At 54.0% G+C, this 14413-nt stretch carries 8 protein-coding genes; all 8 read right to left on the reverse strand.

Annotation, left to right across the window (positions count from 1 at the left end; genetic code table 11):
* Positions 1–677: Clp protease N-terminal domain-containing protein (locus IO95_RS00420; protein ID WP_037383266.1), on the reverse strand; the 677-nt coding region annotated here is incomplete at its 3' end.
* A 220-nt stretch (positions 678–897) separates the two neighbouring features.
* Positions 898–1389, reverse strand: a complete 492-nt coding sequence (gene hcp / locus IO95_RS00425) for a type VI secretion system effector Hcp (protein ID WP_037383271.1) — start codon at positions 1387–1389, stop codon at positions 898–900.
* A 14-nt stretch (positions 1390–1403) separates the two neighbouring features.
* Positions 1404–3071 carry an OmpA family protein gene (locus tag IO95_RS00430; RefSeq protein ID WP_037383274.1) on the reverse strand — a complete coding sequence of 556 codons (1668 nt, stop codon included), beginning with the start codon at positions 3069–3071 and terminating at the stop codon, positions 1404–1406.
* Entirely contained in the window at positions 3071–3760 is a 690-nt protein-coding gene (gene tssL, locus IO95_RS00435) for a type VI secretion system protein TssL, short form (RefSeq protein WP_023492788.1), read from the reverse strand. Before tssL ends, IO95_RS00430 begins: the two co-directional genes overlap by 1 nt.
* Positions 3757–5106, reverse strand: a complete 1350-nt coding sequence (tssK, locus tag IO95_RS00440) for a type VI secretion system baseplate subunit TssK (protein ID WP_023492787.1) — start codon at positions 5104–5106, stop codon at positions 3757–3759. Before tssK ends, tssL begins: the two co-directional genes overlap by 4 nt.
* Positions 5107–5118: 12 nt before the next feature.
* Positions 5119–6666, reverse strand: coding sequence for a type VI secretion system contractile sheath large subunit (gene tssC / locus IO95_RS00445; protein ID WP_037383277.1), 1548 nt, complete (start codon positions 6664–6666; stop codon positions 5119–5121).
* Between the two features lie 35 nt (positions 6667–6701).
* Positions 6702–7199: a type VI secretion system contractile sheath small subunit gene (gene tssB, locus IO95_RS00450; RefSeq protein ID WP_037383279.1), complete on the reverse strand. Its 498-nt coding sequence runs from the start codon at positions 7197–7199 to the stop codon at positions 6702–6704.
* Positions 7200–7641: 442 nt separating this feature from the next.
* A complete protein-coding gene (locus IO95_RS24615) occupies positions 7642–14385 on the reverse strand; it encodes an autotransporter outer membrane beta-barrel domain-containing protein (protein ID WP_235186719.1) in 6744 nt (2247 codons plus the stop codon).
* Positions 14386–14413 lie beyond the last annotated feature (28 nt).

Raw genomic sequence — 14413 nt, forward strand, 5'->3', positions numbered from 1 at the left:
ACCATCTGGCGGATTTCGGTGTCACGCCCAAATACCGGGTCAATCTGACCTGCTTTGGCTTTGGCGGTGACATCCAGGGTAAATTTGTCCAGCGCGTTCTGCAGGGCGGCGGACAGTTCGCCAGGGTTGAGCTCTGTTTCAGGGGTGGCGTCGGTGTGCAGTTCCGGTGAGTGGCCGCTTTGTGCCAGCTCGGCTTCCTGCTGTACTTCCGGGCGTTCCTCCGACTGCATATCCAGCAGTGGGCGCAGGCGCTCCAGTTGGCTCTGCCCCAGGGTCAGCAATGGCCACAGCGCATCGCAGGCTATCAGTTTGGGTTTATCGACGAGGGCCATCAGCAGATGAACACTGCGGATAGACTCTTCCCCCGCCAGCGAGGCACGCAACCAGGCTTCCTGCAGCAGGGTCTGGGTGGTTTGCGCCAACTGCGGGCGGCTACGCACCGAGCGCGGGCGATTATCCAGCCAGGCCAGCAGCTCTTGCCACAGGGTGTCCAGCTCCCACTCGTAACGGCGGGCCAGTACCGTGATATCCCCTTCCCCCTGTTCCAGGAGTTTCAGCAACCAGTGCTCCGGCAGGATTTCCGCATGGGCGCGGGTCTGGCACAGTGAGGCGGCCCCTTCCATGGCACGGGCACAGTAAGGGTTAAGACGACGTAACAGGATGGCTGGATTTTCCATTATTCTCTCTCTTTGAGGCTGTTCTTTTGACACGCTACCGCCCTTCGCTATCAACCAAAGCGCACTAGGTAAAATTCTCTCAATGTTTCCCTCATCGCCTTTCAGTTGCCAAGGTGTGAACCGCAACTCGAAAGGCAAGTGAGATAACCACTTTGCTCAGTACCCGTCGACAGGTACTCAGAAAAGTAAGCGCGGACAGGCGAACCTGTCCGCTGGGGTATTACGCGGTAGTACGTTCGTTCCAGGAATCGGAATGAATGATGTTGCCGTCTTTGTAAGTCCAGGTGATTTTTTCGTAGCGCAGCTCTAACTGCTCCAGGTGGTTGTGTTTCTCATACGCCGGGTCTTTGATGTCGTGCATCACCGGGTTGACTTTCACCACCTTGACGTTTTCCAGTTTGGTGTTGAAGTACTCCACTTCCTGGCCCGCGTCATTGATTTTGTACCACTTGAACTCGGCTGATTTCAGGGTCTGACCGGTGGTCACCGCCTTGTACAGGTACGGGCTGGAGGCATCGATTTCCTTGGTAAACAGGAACGGGGTGTGAATACGGGTCCCCGTCAGTTTGCCGGTGTTGTTGTCAGTCGGGATGTACAGGTTATGCTGCTGAGCAACGATTTCGATGCTGCCTTCACGGTCTTTGACATCAACAGAACCCTTGATGTCGGCACCGCCGTCATCCTTCAGCCACAAATAAACAGGTATTGCCATGGGATTGTCTCCATTTAGTGTTGTGTACCGTCACCATCCAGTGATGACGGCGGGTGGTTGCCGGGTACCTGGCAGGCGTCTGCCTGCGGTACCAGACTGATTTCGACACGCCGGTTTTGTGCCCGTCCGGCGTCCGTGTCATTCGGTGCCAAAGGTCGGCTGTCGCCATACCCCTGCACCGCAAAACAGCTTTCCGGCACATCACCTGTATCGCGCATCCAGTTACGCACCGCTTCGGCCCGTTGCAGCGACAGTAATTGGTTCTGTTTGGCATTGCCGGTGTTGTCGGTGTGCCCGCTGACCACTATCAGCCAGCCGGGTCTGGCTTTGATGCCCACCAGGGAATTCACCAGCATTTTGGTGGAATCGGGCTTCAGTACCGCCTTGCCGGAATCAAACAGCGACAGGCTGTCGAGGCGAACGATTTTCGGCTCGGCTTCCGTTTGCGGGGTCGACGGCGGTACATAGGTATCAATCGCTTGTTGCAACGCCAGCCACAAACGCTGACCAGGGTAGTATCCCAGACTGAAACGCATCGGTTCCCCCTGCCGCTGCCAACGCTCCAGTAACAGGACGTCCTGCTTCAAGGCATCAAGCGATTGCGCCTTGGGCTCATAATGGGTCATGGGGATGGCATACCAACGCTGTAAATCCGTACTGACCTGGGTGATCAGCCCACGGTTGTTGTTGGCAGAAAATCCCAAGGCGGCCAGCGCACATAACCCGATAAGCAACACCAGACGACGCGTGCGCTGCCCACCTTGCAAAGAGACCGCAAAGGGGGCCAACAGCGGTAATACCGCATCAGGGAAACGACGGCTTGGCATCGCAGGCTGCGCGCCAGCCGGTAACCTTAGACACGTCCGCCGCCAGAGCCAATGTGACCATAACGTTTGTGTCGTTACCGGCATCGCGCGCGTGCGGAAAGCGACAGCGAAAGGCTGAATGGCCGGGCTGAGTCGGTCAGTTTTCACCAACTCATCAGTCAAGGTGGCCTGAATAAAGGCAAACGCCTGACCGAGTATCGACAACTTGCCCAGGTTATCCCCCGCCTGCTGCCAGTCATCGAGCGCCAGAGGGGTCTGATCCTCGGGGTAGATAACCGGCTTGTCGCCACGCACCACCACCCAGGGGGTTTCTGGCCCGGAAAATTCACAACTTAATACCACCGGCAAATCAAACCCGGCGAGTTTACCGGCCTGGAAAACCTGGTGGCGTAACGCTTTCACCGCCCCACGCAACACCGCCTCATCCTGATGCTGATCAGGCTGGCACGCATACATCACCGAAAGCTGGCCCGCCTGGCGGGGCTGCTGCTCCAGCAAGGTGCGCATCCATTCCCCCAGGGCATCGGTATTGTCCACCCTGATCCACCACCCCTGAGCGGTTTTGCGCAAGGATTGCTGCTGGAACAGTTCATCGAGGCCATCACCACAAACGAGTACCACCGGCCCCTGCGTCTCCAGCAAGGGAAGGTCAATGTCCGCCACCTCACCGTTGGCCTGAACCGGGTGCCGACCGGTATTCTTCCAGACAATCCAGCCAGCCCACCCCAGCACGAGCAGGGTTATGCCGACTTTGAGCAGGTTACCCATCGGGATGAAATACCAGAGTAGCCACAGCAACGCCGCGACGGCCAGCAAGGTATGTAAAACCACAGAGACAAGGGCTGATTTACGCATTAATGAGGCAGCTCCGGTACTTGCGCCGATAACAGCGCCTGAAGCCAAAGGTGGCCCCCCCACCAAACCGCACCCGTGAGTACCACCGTCAGGGCAACCCAGAACCAGACCGAACGCAGCAGGCTGTAACGGTGTTTACCCGTGCGCTGAACCACCATGGACAGACCCGCATCCAGTGGGGCCACACGTTCGGAAAGCACCCGGATAACCTCATCACGCTGTGACTGGCTGACCGACTTCATGCTGAATACCCCCTGGAACCCCAGAGAGATAACCCGGTGATAGCAGGTCAACACGGCACGGTTCGGCGCAGGCTGGCGCAGCACTTCAGCAATACGATCCCACAAGGCTTCTCCGGCATACAAAGAACCAAAGAACCGGGCCTGAAGCGGCGCTTTGCGCCAGGCCAACTGCCCCGCATCCGCACCGCTCTCTTCACCATTGCCGATATCTTCCGGTTTCCGGCTCATGACCGCTTCATCCAGCAGCGCACACTGGGCATAAGAGATATGCGCAATACTGGCCTCGTCAACCCCGGCACGCCCCAGCGCCTCACGCACGCTTTCCACCTGCTGGCAGCTGTTGTTATACAGCTCGGTGCCATCCGGGGAGCTTGCCCCATGCTTGAGCAGAGTGACCGTCAGCCAGGTTTCCGCCATCAATTGGTCGATATCGATTTCTTTTCTCATGATCGCAACACCGCAAACAGTTCAAGCTCCAGTTCACCGAGCAAGGACGGCACATAGAACATACAGACCCCCTGTTCCAGCATCTCTTTCGCCGCCTTGCTTTCCATATCCAGCGCGAAATACTGGTTTTCCAGCCGCACCGGCAAGGCCGCCGGCACCCGGGTGACCGCAATCAGCGGGATGCCGCTCAAGGCAACCATGGAGAAGGCATTGACGTCATCCGGTGACCCGGCCTTGCAAAGCTCCGGGAACCGGTCAGCAATCTGCCAGGCCGGAATATCAGAGCGGACAGACAGGTACAGGTCGGCCTCTTCACGCAGGCGGATATCATGCAGCGACGCTTTCCAGGTCTGCTCATCCGGTCGTGACATCGGCAGCGCGATCACCCGTGAAGGCAGGCTGGCCTCCAGTAAACCGGTGATCAACTCAAATAGCGGCGGAAAGGTATTGGCCGGTTCGTTATGGTCATAACCGGGGATGGCATCCAGGTCACTGTCCAATGAAAAGGTCAACATACTGCCTGCCAGACGAGCCAACTCTGCCCACACCTGCTCCGGATGGCGTGCCGGAAAACGTTCAAACTCCGACAATACCCGGGCATGTGAATTCAGGGCGTTGAGCAACCAGAACAGGGAAACATCCGCCACCGCAAAGTCAGCCAGGCGTTCGTTACTTTCACGGCGCATGGACATCAAGCGTTGACGACGGGAGCGCAGTTGACGGTTCAGCAAGACCAAGCGCTCACGCAACGCCGGGCTGGCAGAAAACAGCACCACCGGCGGGATAAACGCCGGATCCTGACGCCAGCCGCCCTGCCCGTTACGGATAAGACGGGCAACCGGGCAGGTTGTCCACGACTCGTTGCTTTCATGAGCGAAACGGACCGTAAAATTGAAGCGGGCAACCGCCATGGATTCCTCTTCGGAACCAAACGTATCCTGCACGGTCACCCACTCTTCGCGATAACGCAGTGGCCGGTCTGCCATCACCCCGTCCTGCTGCACATTAACAAAGCCAGGTTGTATCAATGGCAAGGCGATCACCACCGTCACCGCATCAAGGCCATTAAGCTCAGCCGGATCCAGCTCACGCGGGGCTGGGGATAACTCACTGACCTGACTGTCAAGCAGGGTGCCATCCTCAAGCCAAAGCCGCAGATGTGAAACCTGTATCAACCCCGAAGCCAGCAGATTGTCATCCAGCTCAACCCGCTCAACTCCCCAGGGAAACGCCGAAGCCAGGGCAGACACCCCCGCCGTGTGAAAAGCGTCCCACGACGATTGTTGCTGGAATTGCTGAGGGGACAGCAACGCCCCCTCATTCCATAACGGACGATAGATTTTCATTCTGTCTCCGTGTTAAGCCTTCGCTTTTGGCATCTGCGAAACCAGTGACAGGTTGATATCCATCCCTTCCACCTGGAAGTGCGGAATGGCATACAGTCTCACGCGGAAGAAGCCCGGGTTGTCCTCGATGTCTTCCACAATCACCTTCGCATCACGCAGCGGGTGAGAGGCTTGCAGTTCGTCACCCGGGTCGGTCATCTCGGTCACCAGGCTACGTACCCAGGTGTTGAGCTCCAGCTCCAGCAGACGGCGGTCCTTGGTGGTACCGATGTTTTCACGCTGGATCAGCTTCAGGTAATGGGCAATGCGCGACAGCAGGAAGATGTACGGCAAACGCGCGTTGATGCGGCTGTTGGCAGTGGCATCGGCAGTGTCATACAACGCGGGCTTCTGGGTGGAGTTGGCAGAGAAGAAGCAGGCGTAATCGCGGTTTTTGTAGTACGACAACGGGATGAAACCCAGGTTGGCGAAGTCAAATTCACGGGTTTCCGGGATCATCACTTCGGACGGGATCTTCACCTGATTGCCCGTACCCAGGTCATACAGGTGAATCGGCAGGTCTTGCACCGCACCACCGGCCTGCGGGCCACGGATTTGTACACACCAGCCGTTATTAATGAAGCTGCGCACCATGTTGGCGGCAAAGGCAAACGAGGCATTGGTCCACAGGTAACGGTCATGGTCCGGGCCTTTGACCTCTTCCACGTAGTTGAAGCTGCGTACCGGCACGGTATCCGGGCCATACGGCAGGCGACCCAGCACGCGCGGCATCACCAAACCAATGTAGCGGGAGTCATCGGTCTCGCGGAAGGATTTCCACTTGATGTACTCGGCGCGGTCAAAATAGTTGCCAATGTCTTTGATGGCGGCAACATCGGCCATATTGTCTTTCAAGAAAAATTTGGGCCCGGCTGAACCGATAAATGGCATATGGGCAGCGGCAGAGACTTTTGATATATTACGCAGCAGCGCCACATCTTGTGCCGAGGCATCGAATTCATAAGAAGAAATCAGTGCAGCAATCGGCTCGCCACCAGGCGTATCGTATTCATCAATATACGTGTGTTTGTACAGCCCGGTCTGGATAATCTCCGGCGCATCTTCAAAATCCTGACGCAAATCTTCTTTCGACAAGTCCAGCAGTTCAATGCGCACGTTCTGGCGGAAATCGGTCTTGTCCACCAGGGATTTGACGCCACGCCACAAAGATTCTACCGCCTGAAACTCTTCATGATGCAGCACCGCATCCAGTTGGCGGCTGATCTGAAAGTCCAGTTCGGCGATATGGTGGTCAATCAGGGTTTTATCCAGTTTTTCCACTTTGGTGCCGGCCAGGCGCAGACGCTCGAGGAACACCTGTACCCCGGCGGTCAAACGTTCATCGGCAGTGGCATCAGACATCGCCTGTGCATCCTGCCAGCTGTCCAGCGCACTGAGGTGGGAAACCGGGCTCAGGTTGATTTTTTCAAACAGGGAGGCATAAACACCACCTGCCGTTGGGCGCTCTAATACCACGCTTTCACCCGTGGTCGCATTTTCATGTTTTACAGTCATTAGCATTATCTCGTGTTAATCCATTAAAAACCGGTCGCCGGTTAAGCCTGTTGAGGCGCCAGGGCAGACAGTTCAGAACGCAGTTCATTGCTCAGGGCAGGGTCACGCAGGATTTTTTCCAGCTCTTTACGGAAGGCCTGGTTATCCAGCAGGTTGGATTTGAGGTCACGCAGCAGACTGCGCATCGCCAGCATGGCTTTGAGTTGCGGGATTTGACGGGCGACCTGTTCGGGGGTAAAGTCTTTCATGTTCTGGAAGGTCAGGCAGATATTCTCTTCACTGCCATCCCCCGCCAAGGTATTTTCCACCGCAATATTGACAGAGGGTGAAAAATCCTGTAATACCGAATTGAAGTTATTTTTATTTATGTTTACCTTCTCACGCTCAGACAACGAGGCCGTCTCTTGACCATGACTAAAGTCACCCGCCACCAACAATTTTAACGGTATTTCGGTTTTCTTTTGTGCGCCACCCGTATGCAGTGCTAGTTTCAGATTAATCCTAGCTTTAGGAATTTCACTTTGGAATGAATTTGACATTGCTAACCCTATTCAATGAAGATAATGAATAGCGGTCTGCCTCGGGAAATAAACCGGTATGGCCCCTTGCCAAACAACCACTTCCTTTTGCATCACCGGATGCAGACAACAGGGTCACCAACCAACATATTCATATTACAGGATAAGGGCAGAGCGCTGTGTATCATAAGTTTTTCTGAGACTGGAAGAATGGTCAGATAAAAACCTATGGCGACCACCATAGAAGCATTAAGGAAATTAATAAACAGGATAAGTGTAAGTAAATGTTTCAAACCCCACCAAGGCGCATTATCCCTCACTTCAATGATTTATAAGATTTTTCTTAATATCACTTCCAAGGGACTTCCAGCGTATGCTTCCGGTTAACTGCTTGGTTACGGTGCACCCAATAGCAAACTGGCTGCCTAAAAAGGCAGCCAGTAGATTCAACCACACATCACCATCAGAACGAGTATTTCACCCCAAGCATCGCTGCTTTTTCATCATAACCATTCTGACCAATCTGCTGAGACAAACTCCCCCAAGCACTGAGATTCTCAGTCACCTTGCCATCAATGCCGACTTTCACCTCAACCACATTACGACTACCAGTCTGCTCAATACCGAATCCATCAGACATAACAGCAGGTTGGCTGCCATTATGGATCCAGTTAACATTCAGATAAGTCGTCAGGATGCGTGACTTGTCTTTGCCGATAAAGGTATCGTTAGACAGTTTCAATCCCACACGCGTTTGCAGATTGTTATTACCGTCCTGCTCTACCTTCACTCCGCCATTGTTCACATCATCCATCGAGGTCGAATTGAGCGTCACCTGTGCTTGTGGTGTCAGATAAGTGTGATTCCGCTCACCTTGATAAATTGCAATTGGATAACCGCCTTCTAACGAAGTACTTACCCCATTCAAATTGTAGGTGCCGCTGTCATAAGAGTTGCTACTGACCGAGGCATTAAACCATTCGTACTGCAACCAGCCGTGGACATAAGGGCTATGACGGTCAGTTGCCCGTGCATACCAGGTACCGTAGACCCCAACAGTATAACCGGTCAAACTGTTATCAGACTGGTAGCTGGTTTCCCGCGAATCGGTGGTACCCGTAGAGCGACCATAACCCGCCATGACACCCAGCGCGAAGCGATCCTGATCGGTAAACTGCGTCTCCCAGACTTCGCCACCCAATTGCACCACATAGCGATCACTTGAGTTGGAAAGCTGTCCAGAGGAGTCCTCAAACTCATTACGCGAACCCACCTGACGTAACCACAAGCTAGAGCGGGTACCCTCTCCATTCAGCTCGTTTGCATCCCGTGCATCAGATGAATGCAGGTCTTCCAACCGAGTATTGAACAGCGTATTGGCAGCAGCGAGGTTAGCAATAAAACCACCCGCCTCAGGGTTATAAGTGATCTCTTTGTCCTGGTAATTGGAGCGCAGATACCAACTACCGTCTGCAGGATTACCCGGCGTCCCTTGATACAAGAAGTATTCCAACAGGCCAGCCTGAGCACGACCATTTAAGGTAAAGTTGCCGTTGGACGCACCGCCAACGTTAATGATCTGAATACCATTGATATTCTTCTCACCATTACCGCCAATATTGGTCACCGATACCGTACTGGCGCCCGAGGTATTACCGGTAATCACCAATCTATCGGTTGCCGCATTGTCGCCTGCCAGAACCGTATTGAAAGCAATGTTACCGCCATTACCCACATAATCGCCGTTGATAATAAAGTCACTGAAGTTGCCGCCCGTCGCTGCACGGCCAATCACCATATTCCCAGCGTTGCTAACATTACCGATGACCTGCCCATCGCCACCGAAGGTGCCGTTAGCCTGTACCGTCACATCACTGGTCAAGGTTGCTGCTTGAGCTGAAGCGGTAGCGACTGGCGAAGCAAAGGTGGTTGGTGACACCACGTTAACCGGTGCAGAACCCACCAATAGCGTACCGGATTGTACCGTGGTCATACCGGCACTGACTAGGCTATTGCCAATCAGTACCATACCGCTACCCTGTTTGATCAGGCTGCCAGTACCACTGATTGGCGTGGTGAGATCCCAGTAACTCGCGGTATTAAGTACCACACTCCCTGAGTTGAGAACCGATGCGCTACCAAAGTTTTCACCCCCCATCGCTGTCAGGGTAGTGCCAGCCTGGGTGGTAAGGGTCCCCGAATAATCAAGGTTGTTACCACTCAGTATGACATTGGCACCATCACTTAACAGCGTACTACCACTGCCTTGTAGCACGTTGACCAGTGTCGCGCTTTGCAACCCGCCAGCACTACCATCAAGGTGCAGTGTTCCATCGACCACAATAGCACCGGTTCCGAGTCCTTTCGCCTGAGTCAGAGCAGCGGTTGCTGCACTGCTGATGGTGGTGATGCCACTAAAGCTGGTATTGTTGCTATTCACTGCCAACGTACTGTCGGTTAAGACCAGATTACCAGCCCCCGTCAGGGCCCCATCTACCGTACCACCGCGACTGACGGTTAAATTACCACCATTCAGGTTCAAGGTACTGGCGGTATCACTGTTTAAAGCCCCGACAGTCTGAGTATGTCCATTGATATCGACGACAGCTCCGCTGCTAATCACCAGATCCGAGGTTCTCCCTAACGCGGTATCTGCATCCAACTGCAAGGTTCCGGAACGCACCAACGTTTTACCAGTGTAAGTGTTAGTGGTGCCTGAGATGGTAATGATTGCTCCAGCATCAGCTTCACTAATCGCCAAGTCCCCTGCGCCAGTCACCTGTGCAAAGAGATCGTTGGCGAGCGTTCCATTATCTGTGGCACTGGCTATAAGCTCCAACGCATCGCTGCCAGTCAACAGAAGCTCCATGCTCTTCAGGCTATAGTTGACGTAAAGCCCATCCAATTGGCCTCCCGTCGTCAGGCCAAAGTCGAAGGTGCCCATCGCCGCGATGAGGTCACTGTTCGGATTGGTTAGCGGTTCAAGGTATTGTTGCGTGATCGGCACATTATTCTCATCGGTCAGCGTCAGTTCACGACCACTGCCAGTGGCTGCGCCTTTCACCAAATCAACCACAATGTAACCGGTATCCAGCTCCAGAATACTCAGCCCATCCAGGCTTGGGGAAACATCAGGCGGCAGATTAACACTCACCGTACCACCACCCGTCGTATTGATACTGTTGGCCTCAATTGTCCCGGCAGATGAGAGTATCCCATCGTTATCAATGATATTATTGAAGATCAACGTACCGCCATTCATGGTCAGCGCACCGATCCGCTGCACCCCATCACCCACAGAAGTACGGCTGTTGGTTTCCAGGTTCAGAGTGGTATTGGTATTACTATCGGTATTATCACCGGACAAATTGAACTGGGTATTTTGCAGATTGACCTGTCCGGTAAATCCGTTACCCACATTACTACCAAAGCTGAACACATTATTATTGGTACTGATGTTGAGTACACCGGCACCCAATAACTGGTTATTAAAGCTGAAGTCACCATCGTTATTGATATTCAGCGTATCAACAGCAGCAACAACATCCACGGTGGCTAATGGATTGAACCAATCGGCAGTGGTCAGATTCAGCACTGAGCCGCCGTTGATACTCACCGTTCCGACAAATGTCGAGGCATTATTGCCATCCAACGTAACATTACTGGCGTTTGACAGCGCCCAGATCCCAGCCCCGCTAATCACATTACTTAGCGTCCCGGTCAGTTGTGAGAACTGCAGTTGGCTACCGCCATCAATGTTGACTGAGCCCGCTCCCAGATTCTGGTTTTGGCTAACGCTTAAGATACTATTGCCGGCAATGCCAAACTGACCACTAAATCCACTGTTGTTAGCAGACAGTGACATGTTGGCTTGGTTATTCACGGTAATTGTAGAATCAGGTGCGCCAGTCAAGGTATTGGCCACATCGCCACTCAAGCCATTGAATATCAGTTGCGAGGTCGCATCGTTCAGATTGACAGTGGCAGCGGAAGTCCCCAGGTTATTGGCGGCACTGACGGTTAACGCTCCCCCGGTATTGATATCATGGGTACCACTAAAGCTATTGCTACCACTCAGTGTCACTGCCGCATCAGTATTGATGATACCGTTACCACTGAGCACGTTAGACAGCGTATCGGCGGCATCCAGGTTCAAGGTGCCCAACACATTCACCGCACTGCTACCCAAAGCATTGGCCGCGGTCAACGTGACGATTGCCGGCGCCGCTATCAGGGTATTGGTCACGGTTGTCAGGCCACTGTTGGCGGCACTGAGGATCAAGGTACCGCCGTTGACGTTCAACGCCCCCGCACCGGTCAGGCCGCCCACTACCGTGGAGGTGCCTCCTCCGTTCAGGTTCAGCGTACCGCCGGTGATATCAATCACCCCAGTGTTAGTCAACAACCCGCTATTGGTCAGGACCCCCGTACCGACGTTAATTGTACCCTGGTTATCCAGCGCTTTTACCGTTTGGTTGAACGAGTTGCCATTAAACGTACCGGTACTTGCAACCGTCAGCAACAAGGTTTCACCGAATCCATTGTTGCTCCCCAGTTGTACGGTACCACCCTGTACTGTGGTACTGCCCTGGTAGAGGTTGTTACTATTGGTTACCGTCAATCCACCATTGGTGGCATCAAATACGATGCCCCCACCCCCGGTCAACAGGGCCGTCAAGACTCTGTTGGAGCCAGCGCCAGCATCAGTGGCAATAATCAGCGCACCGCCGTTGCTAGTATCTGTCAGTAGGTTAATGGCACTCAGACCATAGTTCAGGTACAGGCCATTAGCATTGCTGCTGTTGAGGTTAGAAAGTTGGTAATTGTAGGTTGCATCTGCAACATGGTTACCGCTCTGGTTAATCTGTGAAACAATGCCTGCTGGTGTCACCGCCTGGCCGTCAATATTCAGTGTCAGTTGATCAGCCCCACTGGCATTGGTGGCAGTGATGAGCGTCATCGCCGTGGTACCCCGATTCTGATCGAGGATCGACAGATTTGGATCTACCACTGGCAGGTCATTGCTCCAGCTACCTCCCGTTATGACATCGATGATGCCGCCGTTAGCGGTGGTAGTCAGATTATTGGTGTCGATAGTACTCTGCGCAATTGACAACGGGGCTCCACCGGTAAATTTCAGCGTACCGCCGTCCATCACCAGATCCCGCACCGTTTCAGTACTTGCCGTTCCGGTACCCACCGTCGTGACACTGCCAGTGGCTAACGTCAGGCCGGCATTCTCCAGCGTTGCGGTATTGGTCCCCGCCAGTGAGAAGGTAGTGTCATTCAGCGTCACATTGCCGGCAAAGGCATTGCCTACCCCGATGTCGAAGTTGAAGGCATTCCCCCCGGTAGAGACATTAACCTGCCCAGCCCCGGTCAGGGTGTTGTTTAAGGTAAAGTCACCCACATTGGTGATATTCAAGGTGCTGGTGGCACCATTAACATTCAGCACCGTATCCGCATTCAACCCGGTAGCGCTGTTGATGGTCAATGCTGAGTTGGTATTGATATTCAGCAAGCCACTAAAGCCAGAGGCATTGCTATTATCCCTCAGGTCGATATTGCTGTTGTTCAGCACCCAGCTCCCTGCGCCATCGATAACATTACCCAGCGAGGTCAAGGTACCGCCTTCAAAGGCGTTAAAGTTAAGGGTACTGCCATCAGCGATACTGACGCGACCATCACCCAAGTTGGCATTCTGCGACACACTCAGCGTGCTGTTGCCCACCAAATCAAACAGGCCATCAAAACCGGTGTTGCTACCGGTCAGCGTGGTGTTTGCAGTATTGGTCAGTTGTACCGTTGAGGCCGCATCACCGCTCAAGGTGTTAGCCAGCGTACCGCTGACCCCATCGAGTATCAGTTCAGCACCCGCGGCTGTCAGGTCAACACTGGCATCCGAGGTGCCCAGGTTATTGACATCGGTAATGGTTAATACACCACCGGCATTGATATTGTGCTGACCGGTGAAATTATTGGTCCCCTCCAAGGTCACTGCCGCATTGGTATTGATGGTGCCGTCACCACTGAGAATGTTGGCCAACGTATCAGCGGCATTCAGATTCAGGGAGCCCAACACATTCACCGCACTACTACCCAAAGCATTGGCAGCGGTCAAATTGACCGTTGCCAGCGCGGCTATCAGGGTATCGGTCGCGGTTGTCAAGCCACTGTTGGCCGCGCTCAGGGTCAAGGTACCGCCGTTGACGTTCAACGCCCCCGCACCGGTCAGGCCACCCACCGCCGTGGAGGTGCCTCCCCCGTTCAGGTTCAGCGTACCGCCGGTGATATCAATCACCCCAGTGTTAGTCAACAACCCGCTATTGGTCAAGATACCGGTACCGACGTTGACCGTACCCTGGTTATCCAGCGCTTTTACCGTTTGGTTAAACGAGTTGCCATTAAACGTGCCGGTACTTGCAACCCTCAGCAACAAGGTTTCACCGAAACCATTGTTGCTCCCCAGTTGTACGGTACCACCCTGTACTGTGGTACTGCCCTGGTAGAGGTTGTTGCTATTGGTTACCGTCAACGCACCCGAACCCAAGGTAGCATCAAAAACGATGCCACCATTCCCGGTCAACAGGGCTGTCAACTCTCTGCTGGAGCCTGGGTTGGCACCAGTGGCAATAATCAACGCATCAGCATCGTCCAACAGCAGGTTAATGGCACTCAGACCATAGTTGAGATACAGGCCATTGGCACTACCGCTAGTGTTGGACAAGGAGTAATTGTAGGTCGCATCAGCCACATGGACACTGTTCTGATTAATCTCGGAAACAATACCCGCTGGCGTCACCGCCTGGCCGTCAATATTCAGTGTCAGTTGAGCAGCCCCACTGGCATTGCTGGCAGTGATGAGCGTCATTGCCGTGGTACCCAGGTTCTGATCGAGGATCGACAGATTTGGATCTACCACTGGCAGGTCATTGCTCCAGCTACCTCCGGTGATTACGTCGATAATGCCGCCGTTAGCGCCGGTAGTCAGATTATTGGTGTCGATAGTACTCTGCGCAATTGACAACGGGGCTCCACCGGTAAATGTCAGCGTACCGCCGTCCATCACCAGATCCCGCACCGTTTCAGTACTTGCCGTTCCGGTACCAACCGTCGTGACACTGCCAGTGGCTAACGTCAGGCCGGCATTCTCCAGCGTTGCGGTATTGGTCCCCGCCAGTGAGAAGGTAGTGTCATTCAGCGTCACATTGCCGGCAAAGGCATTGCCTACCCCG

The organism is Serratia sp. DD3 (assembly GCF_000496755.2).

What these genes read in the sequence shown, in the direction of transcription:
- tssB (WP_037383279.1), bottom strand. Translation starts at nt 7,199, where the DNA reads ATGTCAAATTCATTCCAAAGTGAAATTCCTAAAGCTAGGATTAATCTG.
- IO95_RS00430 (WP_037383274.1), bottom strand. Translation starts at nt 3,071, where the DNA reads ATGCGTAAATCAGCCCTTGTCTCTGTGGTTTTACATACCTTGCTGGCC.
- tssK (WP_023492787.1), bottom strand. Translation starts at nt 5,106, where the DNA reads ATGAAAATCTATCGTCCGTTATGGAATGAGGGGGCGTTGCTGTCCCCT.
- tssC (WP_037383277.1), bottom strand. Translation starts at nt 6,666, where the DNA reads ATGCTAATGACTGTAAAACATGAAAATGCGACCACGGGTGAAAGCGTG.
- tssL (WP_023492788.1), bottom strand. Translation starts at nt 3,760, where the DNA reads ATGAGAAAAGAAATCGATATCGACCAATTGATGGCGGAAACCTGGCTG.
- hcp (WP_037383271.1), bottom strand. Translation starts at nt 1,389, where the DNA reads ATGGCAATACCTGTTTATTTGTGGCTGAAGGATGACGGCGGTGCCGAC.